This is a genomic window from Paenibacillus sp. 19GGS1-52, assembly GCF_022369515.1.
Taxonomy (GTDB): domain Bacteria; phylum Bacillota; class Bacilli; order Paenibacillales; family Paenibacillaceae; genus Paenibacillus_AQ.
Genome location: NZ_CP059724.1, coordinates 4,209,341 through 4,232,290, shown reverse-complemented (window position 1 = coordinate 4,232,290; position 22,950 = coordinate 4,209,341). Strand labels below are relative to the sequence as shown.

The 22,950-nt window shown below is 45.9% G+C and carries 21 protein-coding genes; 12 read left to right on the top strand and 9 right to left on the bottom strand.

Going from position 1 to position 22,950, the window contains the following annotated elements; genetic code table 11:
• Positions 1–89 precede the first annotated feature (89 nt).
• From desA to H1230_RS19745, 3 genes are all read left to right on the top strand, one after another.
• On the top strand, positions 90–1,136 hold the full coding sequence (gene desA / locus H1230_RS19755; RefSeq protein WP_239711621.1) for a Delta(5) desaturase DesA: 1,047 nt from the start codon (positions 90–92) through the stop codon (positions 1,134–1,136).
• 151 nt (positions 1,137–1,287) lie between these two features.
• Complete coding sequence (locus tag H1230_RS19750; protein ID WP_239711620.1) at positions 1,288–2,427, top strand: sensor histidine kinase; 1,140 nt, start codon at positions 1,288–1,290, stop codon at positions 2,425–2,427.
• A complete protein-coding gene (locus tag H1230_RS19745) occupies positions 2,424–3,026 on the top strand; it encodes a response regulator transcription factor (RefSeq protein ID WP_154117429.1) in 603 nt (200 codons plus the stop codon). Before H1230_RS19750 ends, H1230_RS19745 begins: the two co-directional genes overlap by 4 nt.
• A gap of 303 nt (positions 3,027–3,329) precedes the next feature.
• Here H1230_RS19745 and H1230_RS19740 read toward each other — a convergent pair whose 3' ends face one another.
• The 3 genes from H1230_RS19740 to H1230_RS19730 form a co-directional block, all read right to left on the bottom strand.
• Positions 3,330–4,343, bottom strand: coding sequence for a phosphotransferase enzyme family protein (locus H1230_RS19740; RefSeq protein WP_239711619.1), 1,014 nt, complete (start codon positions 4,341–4,343; stop codon positions 3,330–3,332).
• A gap of 152 nt (positions 4,344–4,495) precedes the next feature.
• Complete coding sequence (locus H1230_RS19735; protein WP_239711618.1) at positions 4,496–5,395, bottom strand: helix-turn-helix domain-containing protein; 900 nt, start codon at positions 5,393–5,395, stop codon at positions 4,496–4,498.
• A 245-nt stretch (positions 5,396–5,640) separates the two neighbouring features.
• Positions 5,641–6,063 carry a GNAT family N-acetyltransferase gene (locus H1230_RS19730; protein WP_239711617.1) on the bottom strand — a complete coding sequence of 141 codons (423 nt, stop codon included), beginning with the start codon at positions 6,061–6,063 and terminating at the stop codon, positions 5,641–5,643.
• Positions 6,064–6,291: 228 nt separating this feature from the next.
• Here H1230_RS19730 and H1230_RS19725 point away from each other — a divergent pair, with 228 nt between their 5' ends.
• From H1230_RS19725 to asd, 6 genes are all read left to right on the top strand, one after another.
• Positions 6,292–7,731, top strand: a complete 1,440-nt coding sequence (locus tag H1230_RS19725; RefSeq protein WP_239711616.1) for an SWIM zinc finger family protein — start codon at positions 6,292–6,294, stop codon at positions 7,729–7,731.
• A gap of 29 nt (positions 7,732–7,760) precedes the next feature.
• Positions 7,761–9,638 carry a HEAT repeat domain-containing protein gene (locus tag H1230_RS19720; RefSeq protein ID WP_239711615.1) on the top strand — a complete coding sequence of 626 codons (1,878 nt, stop codon included), beginning with the start codon at positions 7,761–7,763 and terminating at the stop codon, positions 9,636–9,638.
• Positions 9,639–10,742, top strand: a complete 1,104-nt coding sequence (locus tag H1230_RS19715) for an AAA family ATPase (RefSeq protein WP_239711614.1) — start codon at positions 9,639–9,641, stop codon at positions 10,740–10,742. It abuts the gene before it with no gap.
• Positions 10,739–13,078, top strand: a complete 2,340-nt coding sequence (locus H1230_RS19710; RefSeq protein WP_239711613.1) for a DUF5682 family protein — start codon at positions 10,739–10,741, stop codon at positions 13,076–13,078. Before H1230_RS19715 ends, H1230_RS19710 begins: the two co-directional genes overlap by 4 nt.
• A 2-nt stretch (positions 13,079–13,080) precedes the next feature.
• Entirely contained in the window at positions 13,081–14,298 is a 1,218-nt protein-coding gene (locus H1230_RS19705) for a VWA domain-containing protein (protein ID WP_239717416.1), read from the top strand.
• Positions 14,299–14,511: 213 nt separating this feature from the next.
• A complete protein-coding gene (gene asd / locus H1230_RS19700) occupies positions 14,512–15,597 on the top strand; it encodes an aspartate-semialdehyde dehydrogenase (RefSeq protein ID WP_239717415.1) in 1,086 nt (361 codons plus the stop codon).
• Positions 15,598–15,681: 84 nt separating this feature from the next.
• Here the strand turns inward: asd and H1230_RS19695 are convergent, their stop codons facing one another.
• Entirely contained in the window at positions 15,682–15,993 is a 312-nt protein-coding gene (locus H1230_RS19695; protein WP_239711612.1) for a hypothetical protein, read from the bottom strand.
• Between the two features lie 277 nt (positions 15,994–16,270).
• Between H1230_RS19695 and H1230_RS19690 the strand changes: the two genes are divergently transcribed.
• The 3 genes from H1230_RS19690 to H1230_RS19680 all read left to right on the top strand — a co-directional run bounded on the left by H1230_RS19690 (position 16,271) and on the right by H1230_RS19680 (position 18,185).
• Positions 16,271–17,167, top strand: a complete 897-nt coding sequence (locus H1230_RS19690; RefSeq protein WP_239711611.1) for a hypothetical protein — start codon at positions 16,271–16,273, stop codon at positions 17,165–17,167.
• Between the two features lie 66 nt (positions 17,168–17,233).
• Positions 17,234–17,401, top strand: coding sequence for a DUF3934 family protein (locus H1230_RS19685; RefSeq protein WP_154117426.1), 168 nt, complete (start codon positions 17,234–17,236; stop codon positions 17,399–17,401).
• A 91-nt stretch (positions 17,402–17,492) separates the two neighbouring features.
• Positions 17,493–18,185 carry a pseudouridine synthase gene (locus H1230_RS19680; protein ID WP_239711610.1) on the top strand — a complete coding sequence of 231 codons (693 nt, stop codon included), beginning with the start codon at positions 17,493–17,495 and terminating at the stop codon, positions 18,183–18,185.
• Positions 18,186–18,189: 4 nt separating this feature from the next.
• Here H1230_RS19680 and H1230_RS19675 read toward each other — a convergent pair whose 3' ends face one another.
• From H1230_RS19675 to thiM, 5 genes are all read right to left on the bottom strand, one after another.
• Complete coding sequence (locus H1230_RS19675; protein ID WP_239711609.1) at positions 18,190–20,031, bottom strand: ABC transporter ATP-binding protein; 1,842 nt, start codon at positions 20,029–20,031, stop codon at positions 18,190–18,192.
• Positions 20,032–20,055: 24 nt separating this feature from the next.
• Positions 20,056–20,487, bottom strand: a complete 432-nt coding sequence (locus H1230_RS19670) for a MarR family winged helix-turn-helix transcriptional regulator (RefSeq protein WP_239711608.1) — start codon at positions 20,485–20,487, stop codon at positions 20,056–20,058.
• Positions 20,488–20,663: 176 nt separating this feature from the next.
• Positions 20,664–21,320, bottom strand: a complete 657-nt coding sequence (gene thiE, locus H1230_RS19665) for a thiamine phosphate synthase (protein WP_239711607.1) — start codon at positions 21,318–21,320, stop codon at positions 20,664–20,666.
• The gene (gene thiD, locus H1230_RS19660) at positions 21,307–22,131 is read right to left on the bottom strand and encodes a bifunctional hydroxymethylpyrimidine kinase/phosphomethylpyrimidine kinase (protein WP_239711606.1); all 825 of its coding nucleotides are present in this window, start codon (positions 22,129–22,131) and stop codon (positions 21,307–21,309) included. The genes thiE and thiD overlap by 14 nt, the downstream gene beginning before the upstream one ends.
• Positions 22,132–22,147: 16 nt before the next feature.
• Positions 22,148–22,939 (bottom strand): hydroxyethylthiazole kinase, encoded by a 792-nt coding sequence (gene thiM, locus H1230_RS19655; RefSeq protein WP_239711605.1) that lies wholly within the window; start codon positions 22,937–22,939, stop codon positions 22,148–22,150.
• Positions 22,940–22,950: the final 11 nt, after the last annotated feature.

The following is a 22,950-nucleotide window of genomic DNA, read 5'->3' as shown; positions in this document are numbered from 1 at the left end:
AAATATAAGGATAAATTATCCTGTGAAACATATAAATTCTTATATTTTAAATGTATCCCTAAGCAGGACGCATCAAGGAGGAAACGATAATGCTGACCGATAAACAGACATCACAACTTTCCAGCCTAAAAAAAAGCGTTGCCCCTTACGAAAAATATGATCGCAAAAAGAGCATATTTCAGCTCATTAACACATTAGGTCCACTCGTGCTACTCTGGTATGCTTCTTACCTCAGCCTCTCCGTTTCATATTGGCTGACACTTGTCTTTGCTATTGCAACATCAGGATTTGTCATTCGGACCTTTATTATATGTCACGATTGTACACACGGATCATTCTTCAAAAGTCGGAAAGCCAATGATATCATTGGTACTATAACAGGTATTGTGGCTTTGGTTCCTTACCGGCAGTGGAAGCTCAGTCATTCCATTCATCATGCCAGCAGCGGCAATCTCGATAAAAGAGGAATCGGCGATATCTGGATCATGACCGTGGATGAATATGCAGCGGCTTCCAACTGGAAACGTCTGTATTACCGAATTTATCGCAATCCGTTGGTGATCTTTGGACTGGGTCCGATCGTCATCTTCCTGATCCAATACCGCTTTAATATCAAGGGTGCAAGACGTAAAGAACGGATGAATACTTATTTGATCAATGTTTCGCTTGTGGTAATATATGGTTCGCTGATCTTGGCTATTGGCTGGCAGGCCTTCCTGCTCGTGCAGGTGCCTATCATATTTGTTTCCGGTTGTCTCGGAATCTGGTTGTTCTATGTTCAGCATCAGTTCGAGGATACCTTCTTTGAGAAAGAAGAAGAGTGGAGTTATGTCTCGGCTGCAGTGGAAGGAAGCTCATATTACAAGCTGCCTAAAATTCTGCAATGGATTACTGGAAATATCGGCTTTCACCATGTCCATCATTTAAGCCCGAAGGTACCCAATTACAATCTGGAATTAGCACATAATGCCACACCGCCGCTGCACCAAGCGACAACCATCACCATTGCAAGCAGCCTGAAAGCGATCAACTTCCGTCTCTGGGATGAGGAAAACAAAGAGTTCATCAGCTTCAGAGAGACTAAGTCCAGACTTCGTAATCCGAAACTGCCGCATAAAACCCTAAAGAGTTCATAAACCGAAGAATAATATAGGATCAAATGAGGGGAAGGATAAAGCCGAAGATCATTTTCGTGCTCTATTCTTCCTCTCTTTATTGTGAATTGCCGGAATACCTCCAATTTGTGCTAAAATAAAAGTAAATATCATTGGCAAAAGGATGGCGGACATGCAGAAGTGGCATCATATTTTTCATAAAAGCACAGGTCTAAGCCCCTATGTATGGGTAGTTTTTTACATTCTGCCTTTTTACTTTATCTTTCGCTCTTCATCACCCTATCAGGTGGTTTACGGGATCATAATGATTGTTGTGTTTTTTGTATGTTATGTACTTTCATTCGTCTCCAAAGGCTGGCTGGTCTATTTCTGGACAAGCGTTCAAATTGTGGTTTCTATCACGATGACGCTGCTGTTCGGCTATGTATATTTCGCACTTTTTTTAGCTTTTTTTATCGGGAATATCCAGAAAAGAGTCGGGTTCTTCACATTGTATTCGATCCACCTATTGACTACTATTATTACAATTAATTATGAATTGTTATCCCGAAATCAGGTATTTATAAGCCAGCTTCCCTTTGTTCTGGTCAGTATGATCGCGGTCATTCTGCTTCCGATCACTACCTACAACCGCAACAATCATGATAAGCTGCAGGTCCAATTGGAGGATGCCAATAAACGTATTTCCGAGCTGGTCAAGCTGGAGGAACGCCAGCGAATCGCCCGTGATCTGCATGATACACTTGGTCAGAAACTGTCGCTGATTGGGCTCAAAAGTGACTTGGCCGGCAAACTGATCACTAAAAATCCGGCGCAAGCGATCAACGAGATTAACGATGTCCGTCAGACAGCGAGAAGTGCCTTAAAGGAAGTGCGTGAGATGGTTACGCAGATGCGGGGCATTCGGCTGGAGGATGAGCTGATGCGTGTACAGCAACTCCTGAAGGCAGCCGAGATTGATTTCCAGCTGGAAGGCAACCCCAAGCTGACGAATACTTCGTTGATTACGGAAAATGTGCTTAGCATGTGCATCAAGGAAGCCGTTACGAATGTAGTGAAGCATAGTGGTGCTGCTGCCTGCTGGGTCATTATTGAGCCCACTCGTACAGACCTAATTATTAAGGTAAAGGATAACGGGAATGGAATACCTGGGACAAACCTCTATTTTAAAGGGCATGGACTGCAAGGGATGAGAGAACGACTTGAATTTGTGAATGGTTGCATGGATATTGTAAGAGCTGAGGGGACAACAATTGTCATTAAGGTGCCGAACGCCTTTCAGCAACCGGAACGGGAGGCGAAGGGTTCATGATTAAGATTGTAATTGCTGAGGATCAGCGAATGCTGCTTGGGGCGCTTGCCTCGCTGTTGGATTTGGAAGAGGATATGAAGGTAGTAGGCAAAGCAAGCAATGGGGAGGAAGCTGTTCTGCTGGTTCAGCTCCATAAACCAGATATTTGCATTATGGATATTGAGATGCCGGCCATGAGTGGACTGGAAGCGGCTGAAGCGCTGAAGAACTCCGGCTGCAGGACAATGATTCTGACTACCTTTGCCCGTGCTGGCTATTTTGAACGTGCGGTTAAGGCTGGTGTTCATGCCTATCTGCTTAAAGACAGCCCTAGTGAAGAGCTGGCGCAATCGATTCGCAGTGTGATGGCAGGCAAACGCATGTATGCGCCAGAGCTAATGGATGAAGCCTATAGTGGCGAAGTGAACCCACTGACCCAGCGGGAGAAGGAAGTACTGGGACTGATCGCTGACGGCAAAAACACGAAAGAAATCGCCAGTCAGCTGTATATCACTACAGGTACTGTCCGCAACTACATATCTGTCATTCTCGATAAGCTTGGTGTAGGCAACCGCATTGAGGCCATTACCCGGTTTAAGGAAAAAGGCTGGTTTAAATAAATATATTAACAAATATTGACATACTGTTCGAGGAAATTAAAGTATTAGTTTTGATTTATTAATTCTGACCCCAATATCAAACTAGCAGCAGTTTTGGACTGAAAAATAAAATCCTAGACTGCCGCTGGTTTATTGAACTAACGTGTCCCGTTAGAATGACATGTTCTAATTTATGTTACGGTTCTCCTTATCACTCTAACGGCGAACCGAATTACAAAAACATAACAGTTCAAATAAATACACCTACAAAGAATCAATCCAAATTCTTTGTAGGTGTGCATCATAATGGGTTTCAGGTCTGGGCTAACTATTTCGTTCCTCATACTCAAAAGGTTCTTCACAAGAGTAAATGTCATGGAAAAATCCCTTATACGGGATATCGTCCTCCAAACATTTTATGAGATACGACAATTCCTCGTCACACTCCGGTTCCTCACCGATGTTCTGCATTACCTCGAAAGCATCCACAATACTTTCCATAATACATACTTGAATAAATAATGGCAGCCTATCCAACATTGAATCTTCGAGTTTGGTCTCGGATCTATATCCCGCGAGGACGGTTTCAAAATAATCATTCATAAACTTTCTGCGTTTACCGGCGTCTGGTTCAGATTGAGTCCAGCCCACACCGTGAGTCCAGAGACTTGCCAGGTCATACATATACCAACCGAAACATGAATTATCGAAATCATATACGGTTATTTGCCCGGTATTAAAATCTATCGAATAATTCCCATCGTTATAATCAAAATGGATCATACCGAAAGTCTCCTGATTCGTGTCCAATCCTTTTAAAGTATTGAGAATATGTACTATTTTTTCCTTAATAAGGGATAATGAGTCTGGAATCAGTTTATCGATATATTCAGCATTAAATTTATCAAAAAAACTATAACGGCGATGAACAGGCGTATACCCTTTTGATATTTGGTGCAGTTTCCCCAGAACTTTACCGCAATTATAATAATATTCAGTAATCGGAGCTCCATCCCGGTACCGATAATGATTTTCCACAAGCATTTTGCCCTTGGCCTTTTCAAATAGGCAGACGAAAAAAGTGTGGTTATTGTGAGTAATTTCTTCCAGCAGGTTTCCCTTCTTGGAGCTGACTACATCCGCGACAGTTCCGCCATGCTCGAATAAATACCTGATATACTCAACTTCTCCCAGAAAATCTTCCCGGTTTCTGTCAGGCAAAAAAGCGATTCTTAGTATCTTTGCGTTGGCGCCTTCTTTCTCACAGGTGTATACGATATTCCTCCCGCCCTCATGTGGCGGAATCTGCCGGATGACATAGCCTTCTAATCCGAACAACTCTGATACTACTGTAAGTAAATAGGTATCTCCGATTGAAACAACTTCGTTGTAATTTATAACTATCTCTCCTTTTCGTACAACCATCAATTTATGAATACAAAAAGAGCATACCTTAATAGCGGCAAGCTCAATGGACTTTTTTGATCATATTAAGCATTGTTCACTCTGATGGGCGCAAACCATTCCATTTGACAATATTGTCCATCATATGCATCCGTGTCAATTTTTTCGAAGAAGAATTCGCTATCCAGAAGTTCGTATCTCCCGTTGTGCTCCTTGACAAGCCTATCGATGGCAGTATACAGCGCCTCTGCGCGTAATTCGCTAATTTCCTCGTAATGATGGTTTCCAATGTAGCGAAAGCCGACACACATAGAAGCAGGGACTGTGTCACCTGTAAAGCCGTCAGGAATATCGTTCAGATCCCTTACACGCATAGACGGTAGATAGTGCGTCCAACTAAGCGATGGATCAGGTTTCCTCGTTAGACCGTAAAAGATATTGGATTCTACTAGATTAGGAATATTATGCCGATTGTCCCACCAAAACTGTTTGGCTACTTCGGGTGCTTTTGTCGGCGCTTCAGCAATCTCAATTTGATACATTCGCCCAATTAAATGAAAGGATGGTATCATGACCATTTCCGGCCCGTATACCATATTCCCGCAAACACTATTCTTTGGAAACAGATGAAGAGGAGGTGTTACGTGAATGTTTCTGCCGGAAACTCTACATTCACCAGGCGTAAGCCCATATTCGCGCTTAAACGCACGTATGTAGGTTTGCTCATGTTCATAACCGCAATCAATGGCAATGTCGAGGACCCGCTTCTCAGTTTTCATCAAATCCTCTAAGCTGACGGCTAGCTTTCGAGAGCGGATATAGCTTTGTAGCGGCACGCCAAAAGCGAACTTGAAAAGTCGACGCAAATGAATAGTGGAGATCGGGAGATCGTTCAGATATTCGGTCTCGCTCGTACCAGAAACATTTTCTTCTATTCGGGATAGGAGGTCTGAAAGGAGTTTGTATGGTTGTATAGCAGATGTCACTCTCCTGGTATGTTTTTGTTCCTGAAATTCTAAAACGAACATATTTGCTACTAGTGAAATCATACCACAAGGTGGAAAATATTGTCGCTCAATTAAAGGGCTAGAATTCCTTATAAATTATCGAATTTCCTGCTGTAACAGCAAGTTTTAGTATGGCGAATGAAATAAAATTGCGTCATTAACCCCCCCATACTACGTAACTTCATACTAAAACCTCCTTGAGCTAGCGTTCTCCGTTAGTTGAATCAAACCAACTCTGAAATAAACATAGGCGTGGCTCCATCCTCTTTGGAAAATCCACATTTTTGATAAAAATCCACTGCACTCTGATAAGAAATTAGTACTTTCGTTTTACATCCTTTATATCTATCAAGCATAATTTCCATCATTTTCTTACCTATTCCTTCACCCTGATGACTAGGATGGATAAGCATGTAATGGAAATATACTGTTAAAACATCATCGGACAGAGCATTTACTAGACCGACAAGCTTATCTCCATCCCAAGCCGCAACAATCGAATGAGATCCTTTAATCGCTTGCAAAAGGTCATTTGGATGTTTGCCTGATTCCCACTCTACCGAAAGAAATAATTCTTGAAGTGCCTCCTTAGTGATAATCTCAATATTCGAAGCGTAACGGATACTCATCTCAATACCTGCCTTCATCGGAGTTTGTCTCTAGGATACAAATTTCTTCCTCTAAGTTAGTTTACCGTTAAATAGGTATATGGAAAATGGAGTGTTTGAAGAAATTTTTGTGTTTATGCGCATATGTTCCAGTTACCTAATTATTGTTAAAATTATACGCAAACATGTGATCTTATCTACTGGAGTGGGTAATAGAAAGCAGATATCATAGAGTCATATTTATACTAGACAGGGAGGGAACTCACTTTGCTTCAACTCACCGCATCCTATATTGATTCGCTCGCACCCAATGCCGCTGCTATTAAGAACGGCCAGGGCTTAGTAAAGAAAAAGAGTCTTGTGCAATTGAACTGCTCCGAAACTGGAGAACTGCTCTTTGGGGAGTGCTCTGGCAGTGGAAAGTCGAATTATGTATGCTCAGTAGATTTCATCATTCAGGATAAACCCGTGTACCGTTGCACATGTCCCAGTCGCCAGTTTCCATGTAAACACGTGTTAGGATTGATGTATGCCTACAGCGATGGGATGAAGTTTACTGTAGCGGCTATACCTGAGGATATTTCCGTGAAGCGGGAGAAGGCGGAGAAGCGGGAAGAGACCAAAGCCGAACAAGAGAGCGGAACTGCAGAACTGAAGCCCAAGAAGGTAAATAAATCCGCCCTGAAGAAAAAAATTACCGCCCAGCTGGAAGGTCTGGATGTGTTGGAAAAGTTGATTCTTTCGCTCATTCGCAGCGGGCTAGGTACAATTGATAATAAAATGCTGAAAAATATTCACGAGCATGTGAAGCAAATGGGCAACTACTATTTGTCTGGAGCGCAGACTGAGTTGCGTCGGTTCGCCCTGCTGCTAGCTGATGATCGTGACCGTGAAGAGAGTTATACATATGCTGCGGAACAGTTGACTGAGCTGCATGCTTTTATTAAGAAGGGCCGAGCGTATCTGATTAACAAGCAAGAGGACCCAGAGCTCACGCTTGATCATGAGTCTACGATGGAGGAATGGCTGGGTCATGCGTGGCAGTTAACAGAACTGAAGGCATTCGGAAAGGTGAGAGAAGGAGTCGAGCTGCTCCAGCTAGCCTTTTTCAGCTATGATGATGCCGCACGTCAAGAATTTGTTGACCACGGTTATTGGCTGGAGTTACTAAATGGCGAAATTCACCGGACAGTACAGTATCGCCCTCATAAGGCGGCGAAGCATTTACGTGAGGATGATAGCTTCTTCGAGATTGCTCAGATTTCAATGCTATATAAGTATCCGGGTGAGATGAATGCCAGAGTACGGTATGAACAAATGACACCTCGCCCTGTAACTGCTGGAGATGTGGCCGAAATTGGGGATAAGGCGCACCGTTCCTACGCGGAGGTCATTAAAAAGGTGAAAAATCAGTTAAAAAACCCACTCAGTGATAAAACGCCAGTTCTGCTGCTGCATGCTGCCAAGTTAGGCAGAACAGCAAGTGGACAGTTTGCCATTACGGATGAGTCTGGTTACCAGCTAGTGCTCGAAGATATCTCGGCCTTGCCAGAGGGTACGGTAGGTTTGCTTCCTTACCTCGATGCTGCTCAAGTGGATAATAGCTCTATACTGGTCATGTTCGAGCATCGAATGGATCAGGGCCGACTTGTTGCCCAGCCGCTCACAATTGTTAAGGATGCAGCCATTACTCGTCTTTTATACTAAATCTTATAATAACAATAGGGGGACAACCCATGAGTACAGCGTTGTTGCAGGAGCTACATCAAGAGGTGAGAAGGCTATATATTGCCGGAAGTGATTTGGCTCCAGGAGATTTTCGTTTAAAACGTCTTCTGCCGCAGTTTCAACAGCTTGGCGAACGGGCAGCTATTTTCAAAAGATTGGGAGAAGGCATATCGGCACTATTGGAGCCGGCAGAAGGGCAGGCATCCGCAATACAGCTGCAGGACCTAGCATTATTGCTAGGCTCAGTGTTATATACACAAGGCTCTACAGCTCCTGATGGAGAAATTATGGAAATGGATAGCCATAAGATCTATTTGTCTACAAGCTTCACTTACCGTAAACTGGCCGAGGTACAAAAAGCGTTGTCCACAACCGGGAGCGGCCGCTATGAGATTGTAGTTGCGGCTTTTGCCGAGGGGATGTTCCATGACTTGAGGTTGTTTCCGTTCGCGATCAAGGCACTGGATGATCCTTATGTAGAGATTGCTGAATTTGCTATGAATAAAATCTTGCCCTCTTACGGGCCAACGGTTGCTCCCCATTTAATTGAGCTCTTTAACCCTGCTGGCGGCAGGAGTGAGACACGCAAGCTGCGGGTTATCCACAAAGTTGGCGGAGAAGAGACACTGGAGTTAGTCTATAATTCCGCAGAGAACGGATCGGATGAGGTGCGAATTGCCGCGATAGCCTTGCTCGCTGGTGACGAGCGCTATGAAGAAGCCATGCTGAAATGGACGAAAGAAAAGAAAAAGGTCATTCGGGAAGCGGCCTATAACGCTTTGGCAACCCATACACTGGCAACCAGTACTTCTACCAAAGGGGTATTGGAGCGTCTATATGAAGCTTTCTCCGGTAAAGACATGGAGCTTGTCGCTCACGCCTTAAGTGGCCTACCCATAACGGAACTCGATGAACGGATTGTGGGAGATTTTGCTGTGGAGCTGAGTAAGGCAGTCGAAGTAAGTAAGGATGATAAGCAAGCTAAAGAACAGTGGTTAAGACTTCAGAACTTCATGGTCGCTCTAAGAGGGAAACAATCGCAATCCTTAACTGCTATTTACACGGATGTACTAAATAATTATTCTTTATATTCCTCACTACGAATAGGTAATCTGCTGGATCATGCGGTTTCCTATATGGAGAAGTTGAGTTCAGAGGTAGCCTTACACCTGTTGCAGGAGGTGGAGAAGCTGGATAGTTCCTATACGCCGAATGCCTTCCGTTTGGCTTATCGCAGCTTATCCGCCCAGCAATTGTATGATCAATATGGGCTAACTCTAATGAATAAGCTCAAATCCTTAATCGGCAAAGAGAAGGGAACTAAAGTGAGAGACCAAAGGGTGCTAGATACGATCGAAGAGATGGTACTAACCTGGACATATCAGACTAGTGAAGCCGTATGGAGCTCCTCTTCGCGGGAAATCTCCTCTTCGCGGGAAATCTCCTCTTCTGTAGCTGAAATGCCTTCCCGCGAGCAAATTGCGGCAGACTGGGACCCCCGTTGGCTAAAATGGTTTGTGGATAAGGATAAAGCCGAACTGGTCACTGTATTCGCAACGCCTGGTGAACCAGCGGTTGTGCAGTATTTGCTGCACAGTTTGGAGAAACAGCCCCAATTCCGCAATAATACGGCCAGTTTAGTATTGAGGGGGCTAGAGCGTGCCGAGGCTAAACCAGAGTTGCGGCAGGAGGCCTTGGTGAGAGCACTTGAAGATAAACGTAATAATAATTGCTACATCTTTGATATGTATGTTTTTGAGCAACTGTGTAAGCTGCCTGCTTCATATATACAGCGATTGGTAGCTGTATTGCCTACTTATAAGTACGAAGGCGAACAGCAGCTTAAGTATGCAATAGACTTAATAAGCAAAAAGGGAGATGTATAAATGACAACTGATCAAGAGCAGCTTCAAGATTATATGCGATTGCCGGCTGAGGTGTTATATCAAGAGGAGCTGGAAGCACTGCGCCGTGAGGATAAAGGAAAGATTCCGTCCGGGTGGCAAATGTCTCCCCGCTCCGTATTGACCTTCATCGCCGGAGGCAAAGCAGGTTCAACAGTGATTACGCCCAAATATATAGGAAATACTCGCTTGATAGAGATGGCCATTGCAACGCTCGTAACTGATCGGGCGCTGCTCTTGATTGGAGAACCCGGTACGGCTAAATCGTGGCTGTCCGAGAATTTGGCAGCAGCGATTTATGGCAACTCGGGGCTGGTTGTTCAAGGAACCGCAGGTACAAGTGAGGAGCATGTGCGTTATTCCTGGAACTACGCCATGCTGTTGGCGAACGGCCCCACACCCGAAGCGCTTGTGCGGAGTCCGATTATGCGGGCGATGGAGGATGGCGGAATTGCCCGGTTCGAAGAAATATCCCGCTGTGCTTCGGAGGTTCAGGACGCCTTGATCTCCATTTTGTCCGAGAAGACGATTTCTGTGCCTGAGCTTGGCAAAGAGACAAGTGCACGTAAAGGCTTCTCTATCATCGCTACAGCGAATACTAGAGACCGCGGAGTTAACGAAATGTCTGCCGCTCTGAAAAGACGATTTAACATTATCGTGCTGCCTGCTCCTGCGGATCTAGAAACAGAACTGGAAATTGTCAAAAAGCGGGTCCGGGAGATCGCCTCTTCCTATGAGCTGCAGGCTTCTCTGCCTGCCGATAAAGCACTGCTTAAAGTAGTGACCATCTTCCGTGAGCTGCGCAGCGGGATGACATTGGATAAGAAGGAGAAAATAAAATCTCCTGCAGGTGTTATTTCTACGGCAGAGGCCATTTCACTTCTTACGAATAGTATGGCCCTGGCTGCCAGCTTCGGCAGCGGAGAACTGACTGATGAGGATTTAGCCGCCGGGCTGCAGGGGGCAATCGTCAAGGATGATGATAAGGATAAGCTGGTCTGGAAGGAATATCTAGATAATGTAATGAAGAAAAGAGGCGCAGAATGGCGGGGACTGTACCAGGCCTGTAAGGAGATGAACGAGTGAAAGCGACTGCTGAAGCTGCGGTGCATATTTTTGGGGTGCGGCATCTGTCACCAGGTGGTGCCAAGCATGTACTGGATTACTTGGACGAACTTCAGCCGACGGCAGTACTCATTGAAGGCCCCGCCGATGCTACGGCAGAAATCCGCCATTTGACGAATCAGGTGACGAAACCTCCTGTGGCGATATTGGCTTTTACCGAGGAATTGCCGGTGCGTACGGTTTTATGGCCTTTTGCCATTTATTCTCCAGAGTATCAGGGCATGAAGTGGGCCAAGGAGCATGGAGCTTTAGCGGCATTCATCGATTTACCCTCTTCGGTAAATCTTGCCTTGCAAGGTGCTTTAAGCCGCAACGGCAAGGACGATTCCAAGCCAGTGGTTGCTGAGCCCGTGGAGTTATCACCCCAGGTGGTCGAAGAAGAACGCTCCGTCTACAGCCGTATTGCAGAGCTGGCTGGGGAGTATGACTACGACATGTACTGGGAGCGTAATTACGAGCACAACTTGAATGCCGGAGCTTACCGCGAAGCGATACTTTCCTTCTCGGCAGAGATGAGAGTGCTCTCGGAGGAGAAAGAACAGCTAGAGCAACCTGCGGAGCATGCGTATAATTATGTGCGTGAATCTTATATGCGGCGGAAGATCAAGGAGACGATGGCTGAAGGACATGATCCGCAGCGGATCGTCGTGATCTGTGGTGCATATCATGCTGCGGCTCTCGCTGATCTGACAGAAAGCATGAGTGACGCAGAGCTTGCGGGAATGCCGTCATGCAGCACCAAGCTCACACTAATGCCTTATTCGTACTATAAGCTGTCCACTATGTCTGGCTATGGCGCGGGAAACGGTGCTCCTCATTATTATCAGATGATGTGGGAAGCCATAGAGGCGGGAACGCCGGAGGATTTGCCACATCTGTATTTATCCTCCGTAGCCCGGCACGTCCGTAGTGGTGGAACCCATCGTTCTACTGCTGAAGTGATCGAAGCGGTCCGGATGGCTGAGTCACTTGCAGCGCTGCATGGTGGAAGTGCTCCTACCCTACGTGATCTGCGTGATGCTGCTCAGACACTACTTGGACATGGCGATCTATCTGTAATCGCCGAGGCCTTGGCTAAAATTGACGTAGGTACAGAGATCGGGAGCCTTGCTGAGGGAGTAAGTCAGACACCGATTCAGGATGACCTGAATCGCTGGCTGAAACGTTTGAAGCTGGAGAAGTACAAGACAACTATTGCCAGCGATCTAGCGCTGGATCTGCGGGAGAACCGGAGAGTAAGCTCGGTGGAAGCTGCTTTTCTGGACTTGAACCGTTCCTTTCTATTCCATCGCTTAAGTTTTCTCGGGATAAGCTTCGTAAGAATTCAGGCAAGTGGACAGCAGGGAGCAACCTGGGCGGAGAATTGGATCATTCAGTGGTCACCGGAGGTGGAGATCCAGGTCGTTGAATCCACCTTGCTAGGTGAGACAATTGAGGTAGCCTGTGCATATGTGCTGGGAGAGAAGCTGCAGGAATGCCGCACTATTGCCGAAGCCTCAGCACTCATCCGCATGGCTTGCCAATGCGGGATGACCTCGCAAATGGAGGTAGGCAGACAGACGTTACAGGCGCTTGCTGCTGATAGTCGCGATGTGGTGCAAATTGCTGCGGCAGCCCGTGAGCTATCCACGATTATCAGCTTCGGTGATATCCGCAAGATTGATACAGCACCGCTTGTTCCGTTACTGGAGCAACTGTTCCTGCGTGGTAGCCTCTACCTGCTGGATGCTTGTAATTGCAACGATGAAGCAGCAGGCGGTTTAATTATTGCTATAAATGAATTGAACACCATCGCGCTGAATCATAGTGAAACAGTGGATGAAGCCTTATGGCTGCAGGAACTTCTACACTTGTCGGAGCGGGATGACCGAAATCCGCGTCTATCCGGCTTTGCTTGTGCCATCCTAATGGAGCGTGGAGCGATTACCCCCGAGCAGTGTGCCGTTGAGGTCTCGCGCCGTCTATCACCAGGCATTCCAGCTGATCTAGGAGCGGGCTGGTTCGAAGGGCTTTCCATGCGTAACCGTTATGGTCTTTTGTCAAGGATGAGTCTGTGGGAGCAGCTTAATGATTATATCAACTCCTTGCAGGACGAAGAATTTAAACGCGCGCTTGTTTTTTTGAGAAGAGCTTTTAGTTCCTTTTCAGCAAGGGAAAAGACTATGATTGCTGAACTGTTAGGAGAGCTATGGGGAGTGAATGTGGAGCAGGCGGCGGAGATTCTGACGGGTGAACTTAAGGAGGAAGAGAACAAAATGCTGGATGAGCTGAATGATTTTGATTTCGGGGACCTTTGATGATGAACCCAGGCCGAGAAGCAAGTACTGTATCCCGTTGGCGGCTCATTCTGGGCCAGGAAGCGGAAGGACAATTATCCAGCTATTGTGAAGGCGGTAATCTGGCACTGAGCGACGAGGAACAGATTATGGATGCAGCACTGGCGGCCATTTATGATGATACCAGTGTGGTCAGCAGTGGTGGCACTTCCTCTGGCTCCGGCAAGGGCAAAGGAGCCGGATCAGGACATGCTGCCATCCATCTGTCCAAATGGCTGGGCGATGTACGCACTTTTTTTCCGGAGGATGTAGTCTCGATCATTCAGAATGATGCCATGGAACGTAAAGGCTGGAAGCAGTTGCTGTTTGAACCGGAATTGCTGGCTACGGTCAAGCCGGATATCCAACTGGTGGGAACGCTGCTGTCACTGAAAGGGAAGATTCCGGAGAAAACCAAGGATACGGCGCGCCAGCTTGTCCAAGCTGTCGTGGATGATCTGGTCAAGTTACTGGAAACGGATATTCGCCGTGCTGTGACTGGGGCGCTCAACAAACGTCAGCATTCTCCGCTGCCGTCATTAAGCGGTTTGGATTGGAAGCGGACAATCCAGCGAAATCTGAAGCACTATGATACGGAACGGAAGCTGATCATTCCGGAGCGTTTTTATTATTTTGACCGGGCGCGCCGCAGTAAGGAATGGACTGTTATTGTCGATATTGACCAAAGCGGCTCAATGGCTGACTCGATTATCTGGGCTTCCATTATCGGTTCAATCTTTGCCAGCATTCCGTCCCTGAATACACGGGTAGTGGTATTTGACACGGAGGTTGTAGATTTGACCGAGCAATGTGGCAATGATCCTGTAGATATGCTGTTTGGTATACAACTGGGCGGAGGGACGGATATCCATAAGTCGGTCAAGTATTGCGAGCAGTTTATTGAAGAGCCAAAGAAGACGCTGTTTATCATTGTCTCGGATCTGTACGAAGGAGGCAATCAGTCTGGGCTTATCCGCCGGATGCGTGAACTGCGAGAATCTGGTGTTCGAACGATGTGTCTGTTGGCTTTGTCAGACGGGGGAAAGCCCTTCTATGATGAACAGCTTGCCAAGCAGCTCTCCCGAGATGGGACTCCTTGTTTTGCCTGTACACCTGCTTTATTGCCTGCGTTGGTGGAAGGTGCACTTAAAGGGCAGGATTTGGCGGAGTTATCCAAACGGTTGGGAGCGCTTCAAGGGTGACTCTATATGCTGCGCACACTAAATTTACTTATCTTTCTTGCTGAAACGGATACCGTCCATTTAAGGACAGCGTAGCCGTTTCTACTTGATTGTGTTATATTCATAATAATATTTTGCAGGACGGCACACGCAAATGGCTGGAGTGTCGTATATCATTAATTATCGGCCTATTGTATGAATAGGACTGTTACTCAAAAGGAAGTGTAATTGTTGATGTCAAGCAAGCTTAAAGTAGGTATAGTAGGCGGCACAGGAATGGTGGGGCAGCGATTTATCGAACTTCTTGAGAATCATCCCTGGTTTGAGGTAGTTGCGATTGCTGCCAGCCCTAATTCAGCAGGCAGAACTTATGAAGAAGCGGTATCAGGTAGATGGAAGCTGGCTTCAGCATTGCCCGAAAGTGTCAAGAAAATCATGGTAAAGGATGCCTCCAAGGTTGATGAAGTAGCTGCAGAAGTCGATTTTATTTTTTGCGCTGTCGATATGAAGAAAGATGAGATTAAAGCGCTCGAGGAAGCTTATGCTCGCACGGGGACTCCAGTAATTTCGAATAACTCGGCACATCGTTGGACTCCGGACGTACCTATGGTTATTCCAGAGATCAATCCAGAGCATCTGGAGGTTATTGCACAGCAAAGAAAACGTTTGGGCACTACAACAGGCTTTATCGCTGTGAAACCCAATTGCTCGATTCAGAGCTATATGCCTACGCTACATGCTCTTAATGACTTCAAACCCACTAAGGTTGTTGTCACAACCTATCAAGCGATTTCCGGTGCCGGCAAGACCTTTGCGGATTGGCCAGAGATGCTTGATAACGTGATTCCCTACATCGGTGGGGAAGAGGAGAAGAGTGAGCAAGAGCCTTTGCGTATTTGGGGCAGTATTGAGGATGGGGCCATCGTAAAGAGTGAGCTGCCGATCATTACTTCGCAATGTATTCGTGTGCCTGTGGCTGATGGCCATCTGGCTGCGGTATTTGTCTCCTTTGAGAAGAAACCATCTAAAGAAGAAATTTTGAATCTCTGGAAGACCTTCAAAGGACGCCCGCAGGAGCTGGAACTGCCAAGTGCACCTAAACAGTTCATCACCTATTTCGAAGAGGAGAATCGTCCTCAGACAAGACTGGATCGGGATATTGAGAAGGGTATGGGTATCTCCGCAGGTAGACTGCGTGAAGACACTCTTTACGACTACAAATTCGTGAGCCTCTCCCACAATACACTGCGCGGTGCTGCAGGTGGCGCGGTATTGATTGCCGAGCTGCTGAAGGCTGAAGGGTATATCCAACCTAAATAAATAGCATGCTGCGTAGGCTGATTGGGCTGGCGCTAATAACAAACCCGGCAAAGATCGAAATGATCTTTGCCGGGTTTGTTTTACTTATTTGATTCTTTGAAGCGCCCTTTCAATTTGTTTACCAAACTTAGTATTGTTGGCATTATTTAAGTTCTCATGATGCCAATAGAGTATAAGAACATTTTTGAGTTCGTAAATATTCGGTATCACCATATTATATTTTTCCTTCTGCAAGTTAAAATCTGTTAGACCTTCTTTACGCTCTTGTTCTGAATTGTAAATGTATATAGAAATGAACTCTGAATAAGCAGCTTTTTCAGTTGGTCGGCTTATGGAGAATCTAGTGGCCTTAACATTATTAAGAATCCAATCCGACTGATCTTCTTGTAAGAACATCTCAATACCCTCTGCTTCCAATGCCTTTTTAACTTAGAAAAAGAAGAATTACAAATGATAACACTCCTAATTTCATTCTCATTCATAACAACTCCTCCAGTTATTCGTATATTTAACGAGTTCACTCTTGATTTTGTTGCAAATTCAACTATATTATATAAAATTAAACGCAATAGGCTACCTTTGTATATGTAATAATATGATATAATAGGATTTATGTGGAACTCAACTCGGATGAGCTTTCAACAAATAAACAATGACTGAGGTTGTAAGCACAATGAAAATAGCGAACCTATTCCTCACCCTTTTTTTAATTTCTGGCTATTCATTCTTGACAGATAATGTAATCGTCAGCCATTCTCCAGTCCATGCGAGTATACAAGATAGTGTTGTTGCCAGCCCAGATGTAATAGCTTCAGAGGTGGAAGCCGAGTACCCTGGTTTTGTACATAAGGATCTAGTTACATTGTTTACGAATGCATATGAAGTTTATTATTGGAACACCGGTGAATTTTATTATACTCAATTCGTGATTACGAAGAATCAGCATGTAGTCTTTGATAGTAAGAAGGCTGGGCTAAAGATTCAAGGTGGTTTCAATAGCACAAAAGATAAGGAGCAATGGGTGCAGGCCCTAGTGCAAAATTCCAAACCTACGTTTAAATTTGAGTTGGCGGATAATCGTCCTGAATTGGCAACCCTAGTTCTTGAGGAGATCGATAACAAAATGCGAGTTACCGTCAACGATAATGTAGCAGTGGAATTCGAGGATTTTGATCACGACGGCAATCTGGAACTACTAAGCTATACCTATTCAGGACAAATGCCTTTGGGGCCAGCAGAAGTTTCAGTGTACGAGTGGAAGAACGAGCAATATGTGCCTAATATCCAGCAGACTCAACAATACTGGGAGAATGAACTCATCTTGCGAGAACAGCGCTTTAAAGATACACCCAGTGAATATTCGTTAGATTCCTTAATCTCTGCTTATTTACTCTTGGACCGAATGACTGAATGTATAAATCGCTTTCCAATCTACTATGAATGGGCCAATCAGACAGTAGATCAAGATGGATATGTCTCGGAATATAAACAGCTGATTAACGATAAAGCCTATGATCATACTGAGGGCTGGATGAAAAAAGCTCAACCCTTGCGTAAACAGAAAGCGTGATTGTATGGTAATATAGGATAAGTGTATATGCACATACGAATATTGAATACGTAACGGAGTGATAATATGGCAAAAAGCAAGGGTGGCGGCACGGGTAGAGGAACTGGCAGTAAGGGCTGGACACGCTGGAACAAAACAGCAAAGCCAGTAAAAGGTCTTACCGCCGCGGGCTATCCCATTAAAAAAGACACCGCAAAAGGTAAAAGCGGGAATACAGATGGAGGCAGCAAATAAGCTAGCCTTAATTTCATAGATATTCCTGAGGGTAAACATCTGATTTGTAAGCTGAAATCAGGTGTTTTTTAATAAGGTAGGGAGGTAAGGAATGCGGATCAATAAATACATAAGTGAAACGGGCTTTTGCTCTAGAAGAGAAACCGACCGGTTAATTGCTGCTGGACGGATTACTATTGGTGGCATAGTTTGTGAAGCTGGTGCTGAAGTGGCGCCGGGGGATGACGTTAGGATTGATGGAGAAGCTATTCCCGATCAAAAAGGTGAGAATGTTTATCTTGCTCTGAATAAGCCAGTGGGCATTACTTGTACAGCAGCCAGCCATGTGGCGGGCAATATTATTGACTTCGTGAATTATCCTTCACGAATCTTTGCCATTGGCAGATTGGACAAAACGTCTGAGGGTCTCATTTTATTAACGAATGATGGAGCAATCGTCAATAAAATGATGCGTTCAGAAAACGGCCATGAGAAGGAATATGTGGTGACGGTAGACAAGCCGGTTACGGTGCAATTTCTACAGGCGATGTCTGGTGGTGTAGACATCCTTGAAGTTAGAACCAAGCCTTGTGAGCTGTACGAGATTAGTGAATGTGTATTTGGTATTATCCTGACCCAAGGCCTTAACCTGCAAATACGCAGAATGTGCAAGGCGTTGGGTTACCGAGTGCTGCAGCTGGAACGGATCAGAATTATGAATATTACCTTGAACGGGCTGGAAAGAGGGAGCTGGAGAAAGCTGTGCGAGGAAGAGCTTAACCTCCTGCTCTCACAGCTGGATTAGCCCCCTAGGCGAATATTTTACGCTCAAACTGTTTATCATACAGATCTTTATATACACCACGCTTCTCGAGCAGCTGTTCATGGCTGCCTTCTTCAGCGATGGCTCCCTGCTGGACAACAAGAATCTTGTCTGCAGCCATAATGGTGGAGAGCCGGTGAGCGATGACAATGCTTGTTTTGTTCTGCAATAACTTATACATCGCTTGTTGAATATAGAATTCGGAGATTGTATCAAGAGATGATGTGGCTTCATCCATAATGATAATCGCTGGATTCTTCAACAGTACTCGGGCGATGGAGATTCTTTGCTTCTCACCACCGGACAGCTTGATGCCTCGATTCCCAACTACCGTGTCGTACCCCTCTGGTAATTCCACAATAAAATCATGGATATATGCAGCTTTGCAAGCTTCAATAATGTCTTGATCGGTTGCATCGCTGCTCGCATACAATAGATTTTCTTTAATGGTTCCATTAAACAGATAAGTGTCCTGTGTGACCAATCCAATCTGTGAGCGCAGAGATTCCAGGGTGAGTTTGCGAATATCAATGCCGCCAATGCGGATATGCCCGGCATCTAGTTCATACATGCGCGGAATCAAGTGGGTGATCGTAGTTTTGCCGGCTCCGCTAGGTCCGACCAGTGCAGTCATCGTTCCCGAAACAGCGGTGAAAGTGATGTTACTTAGGGCAGGCTTATCCTTCTGGTAGGCAAAGCTAACGTGCTCAAAGGTGATGTCTTTACCCATTGTGTTCATAGCGACGGCCTGCGGTTGATCCACGATTAGGGGCTCCATATCAAAATAGTCAAAAATACGTTCAAAGAGAGCAATCGATCTGCGAATATCTACATACAGATTGGTCATTTGCCCAACAGGGCCATAAAGTCTGCCCAGCAGCGCTACAAAAGCGATAATCGACCCTACTGTAAGATCCCCTTGAATAAATAGATAACCTCCATATAAATAAATAAGCATTGGCCCAATGCTGGTAAAGGTAGTTAACGTCATCATAAACCAGCGGCCAGCTGTGGATTCCCTGATTTGTAGACGCGTTGATTCCGCATTGATCGTACGGAAACCTTTGAATTCCTGCGCCTCCTTAGTAAACAGCTTCATTAACATATAACCGCTGATGCTCAACGTTTCTTGGATGATCTGGTTTTGCTCGGAGACCTTCTCCTGCGTCTGTTTAGCCAGTTTCCAGCGTACGTTGCCCATTTTGCGAGTGGGGAAAATGAACAAGGGAACTACAATGATCCCCAGCAGGGCCAGCTTCCAGTTCATTACAAAAAGCGTTACCCCAGTAGTGACGAGTATAAATAGATTACTAGCGAAATTAACTACCGTACTGCTAAAAACACCCTGAATTCCCGAAATGTCACTAGTCATTCTCGTAATGACTTCACCCTGCTTGACGGACGAGTAAAATTGCAGCGGCATTTGTTGCAGATGCTGGTACATTTGATTTTTCATATCAAAGACAATATTTTGCGAAATATACGAATTCAGATAATTCTGCAGTACGCCAATTAACCCTGAAACCACTGTAGTGCCGAGGGAGGCAAGCACAAGCAGAAGCAGCAAATGGAAATCTTTATTTGGAAGAGCCCGGTCGATGATTCGCTGAATCAATAGGGGCGGTAAAATACCCAGGAAAGAGGAAATAGATAAGATAACCATTACGAGCAGCGTCTGCTTCCAATACGGTTTAAAATAAGAGGATATGCGGATCAGCATAGCTTTGGAAATATTCGGCTTGTGCCCTTTTAATTCATCGTCATCGAATTTCATGCGCCCAAAGCCTATTCCCATGCTGCTGCCCGGTCCTCCAGCACCTTTTGCCATACATGTTCACCCCCTAGTATTTATTTATAATTGAGCCAGTATTTGTTTGTGCATTGCCACAAGGGAATCCAGTTCTTCCTTAGAATAACGCTGCAGAGCTATTTCCAGCACCTTGTGCGAATAGGCTTCCTCGTTATACCGCAGACATAATTGGTCACCGTCAGTAGTTACATATAACTTGGTTTCTCTGCGGTCCAGTTCGGAAGCCTCACGGGTAGCGAGCCCTTTTTCGACCAGAGCATCAATATGGAGGCTTACCCTGCTTTTGGCAAATACGAGACGTTCGGTTACTTCCTTTTGCGTTAAACCAGGGTCGGTGCGAATGGAATTTAAGATTCCAATCTGATGTACGGTCAGCCCAAGGTTAGCAGCGCTTTGATGGGCCAGCTTCTTGAGCTGACGAGCTACGGCAAAAAAAGAATTATAGACCTCTATGGTCTGTTGCTTATCCACCATTGTTTATTCCATCCTTTGATAGTTATAGTTGTAAACTGTTTACGTTGTAAACCAAATATAACTCTGCAGCTTCGATTTGTAAATATTGTTTCTTAAACTTTCAGCTGATTTAGAATGAGTACACACAAAAAGGGTAGAAGCCGTTTACCGGTTTCTACCCTTTTGCAGTGTGGTTATTACCCTTGTATGACTTTCACAAAGCTCTGTGCAGCGGCGCGCACATCTTCGGCACCGGCAACGGCGGATATGATTGAAACTCCATCAGCTCCTGCGTTAATTACGGGTAGGGCATTATGTACAGTAATCCCGCCAATACCAACCAGAGGAATGGCAATGCGGCTATTCCGCACTCTTTCAATTACAAAAGTGCCTTGAACGGCCTCCGCATCGTCCTTGGAGGAGGTGGGATAGATCGGGCCAATCCCCAGGTAATCTGCACCGTCTGTGATCGCCTGACGTGCCTCATATAGAGAGTGGGCGGAAACACCAATGATCTTCTCTATTCCAATCCGCTGTCGGATCGCCTTGGCGGGTTCATCGTCCTGTCCTACATGAATGCCGTCCGCATCCAGGGCAATTGCCAGTTCAATATCGTCGTTAACGATAAATGGTACACCGTGAGTTCGGCAAAGCTGCTGGAGCTTTCGAGCTAACTCCAATCGGGCATCGCCTGTGAGCGCTCCGGGTCCTTTTTCACGAAATTGGAACATTGTAATACCGCCGGAGATAGCTTCGCTCAGAACCTCTTCCGGGGATTTACGGCAATTGATGCTGCCCATAATGAAGTACACCTTCAGCAGCCTGCGCAGGACATCACTGTTAATGCGCTCCATAACGAGCACCCCGCAATCTGTTTTGGTAGGCAAAATGGTTCGTCGGTCCATGTCCACCGCCTATGCCCAGACCCTCTTCAATGGCCGCCTGAATGAAGGCTTTGGCCGTATGAATCGCCGCTGGCACGGCTGCTCCTTTAGCGAGCTCAGCGGTTACTACCGCCGAGTAGGTACAGCCGGTACCATGCGTATGTCTGGTCTCGATCCTCTTGCTCTCCATATAGATGAACTCCTGCCCATCGTACAGAAGGTCTACTGCGCCTTCGGTTCCAGCGTCATGTCCGCCCTTTAGAACTACATATCGTGAGCCCATATCAAGGATGATTTGAGCCGCTGCTTCACGGTCTTGCAGGCTTACAATCTTCTGGCCTGTCAGAATTTCAGCTTCCGGAATATTGGGCGTCGTTACTAACGCAAGAGGGATCAGAAGGGTGATTAGCGATTGTACAGCCTCCTGCTGCAATAACGCAGAGCCGCCCTTGGCAACCATCACAGGATCAATGACGAGCTTGCGCCAGCCATATTGCTGAACCTTAACAGCCACAATGCGGATAATTTCGCTGCTGAACAACATACCGGTCTTCACAGCATCCGGCTCCAGATCTACTCCAATGGAGTCCAATTGCTGAGCGACAGCCTCTGGTCCCAGTGGATAAACTCCCTGCACACCAAGCGTGTTCTGGGCAGTTACAGCTGTTATTGCCGACATGCCGTATACACCCTGCTCCTGAAAGGTTTTGAGATCGGCTTGAATCCCCGCACCACCACCACTATCCGAGCCGGCGATGGTTAAGGCTTTGTATACCTTCATATTTGGTCTCCTTCATTTATTGCTTCTGCAGACGAGATTTCTCTAGGAATACTTCAGGTGTAACGAGCGCCAATTGATTCAGGAACTCGATCTGGAAGCTTCCTGGTCCCTGCCCTGAAGTGGCTTCAGCAGCAATCTCCGCGGCCACGCCGTAGAAGGAAATAGCTTCAGCCGCCGCTTCCAGCGCGGATTGTCCACCCACAGCCAGAAACGCACCTACGACTGAGCTGAGCAGGCAGCCAGTGCCGGTTACTTTTGTCAGAATAGGATGTCCGTTACTGGCGATGAAGGTAACTTCTCCGTCCGTAATGACATCCTCCTTACCGGTAATGATCACGATACAGCCGAGCTTGCGAGCGGCTTTTTGCGCCAAGGCTACTACATCACCTTCACCTTCCCCGGCATCCACACCTTTAATCGACCATTGTTCACCGGCTACATGGGCAACTTCGGCTACATTGCCCCGAAGCGCCGTAATCTGCATTTCGCTAATCAGTTTGTGCGTAATCTCTGTCCGATAGGCTGTTGCTCCAGCACCTACAGGGTCAAGGACCACAGGTACGCCATGCGTATTAGCTGATTTACCCGCTAGAATCATAGATTGAATCGCATGCTCGTTTAAGGTCCCGATATTAAGAACAACGGCAGCTGACATTTTGGCCACATCGGCGACTTCTTCATGGGCATCGGCCATAAATGGGGAAGCTCCCAGAGCCAACAAGCCGTTTGCTGTAAAATTGGTTACGACGATATTGGTGATGTTGTGAATCAATGGGTTTTGCTCGCGGACTTTAGTTAGATAACTCATTCTAATTCCTC

Coding starts and splice junctions, on each gene's coding strand:
- H1230_RS19670 (WP_239711608.1), bottom strand. CDS start 20,487: ATGGTGGATAAGCAACAGACCATAGAGGTCTATAATTCTTTTTTTGCC.
- H1230_RS19730 (WP_239711617.1), bottom strand. CDS start 6,063: ATGAAGGCAGGTATTGAGATGAGTATCCGTTACGCTTCGAATATTGAG.
- H1230_RS19675 (WP_239711609.1), bottom strand. CDS start 20,031: ATGGCAAAAGGTGCTGGAGGACCGGGCAGCAGCATGGGAATAGGCTTT.
- H1230_RS19715 (WP_239711614.1), top strand. CDS start 9,639: ATGACAACTGATCAAGAGCAGCTTCAAGATTATATGCGATTGCCGGCT.
- asd (WP_239717415.1), top strand. CDS start 14,512: ATGTCAAGCAAGCTTAAAGTAGGTATAGTAGGCGGCACAGGAATGGTG.
- thiE (WP_239711607.1), bottom strand. CDS start 21,320: ATGGAGCGCATTAACAGTGATGTCCTGCGCAGGCTGCTGAAGGTGTAC.
- thiM (WP_239711605.1), bottom strand. CDS start 22,939: ATGAGTTATCTAACTAAAGTCCGCGAGCAAAACCCATTGATTCACAAC.
- H1230_RS19745 (WP_154117429.1), top strand. CDS start 2,424: ATGATTAAGATTGTAATTGCTGAGGATCAGCGAATGCTGCTTGGGGCG.
- H1230_RS19705 (WP_239717416.1), top strand. CDS start 13,081: ATGAACCCAGGCCGAGAAGCAAGTACTGTATCCCGTTGGCGGCTCATT.
- H1230_RS19685 (WP_154117426.1), top strand. CDS start 17,234: ATGGCAAAAAGCAAGGGTGGCGGCACGGGTAGAGGAACTGGCAGTAAG.
- H1230_RS19750 (WP_239711620.1), top strand. CDS start 1,288: ATGCAGAAGTGGCATCATATTTTTCATAAAAGCACAGGTCTAAGCCCC.
- thiD (WP_239711606.1), bottom strand. CDS start 22,131: ATGAAGGTATACAAAGCCTTAACCATCGCCGGCTCGGATAGTGGTGGT.
- desA (WP_239711621.1), top strand. CDS start 90: ATGCTGACCGATAAACAGACATCACAACTTTCCAGCCTAAAAAAAAGC.
- H1230_RS19680 (WP_239711610.1), top strand. CDS start 17,493: ATGCGGATCAATAAATACATAAGTGAAACGGGCTTTTGCTCTAGAAGA.
- H1230_RS19720 (WP_239711615.1), top strand. CDS start 7,761: ATGAGTACAGCGTTGTTGCAGGAGCTACATCAAGAGGTGAGAAGGCTA.
- H1230_RS19690 (WP_239711611.1), top strand. CDS start 16,271: ATGAAAATAGCGAACCTATTCCTCACCCTTTTTTTAATTTCTGGCTAT.
- H1230_RS19695 (WP_239711612.1), bottom strand. CDS start 15,993: ATGTTCTTACAAGAAGATCAGTCGGATTGGATTCTTAATAATGTTAAG.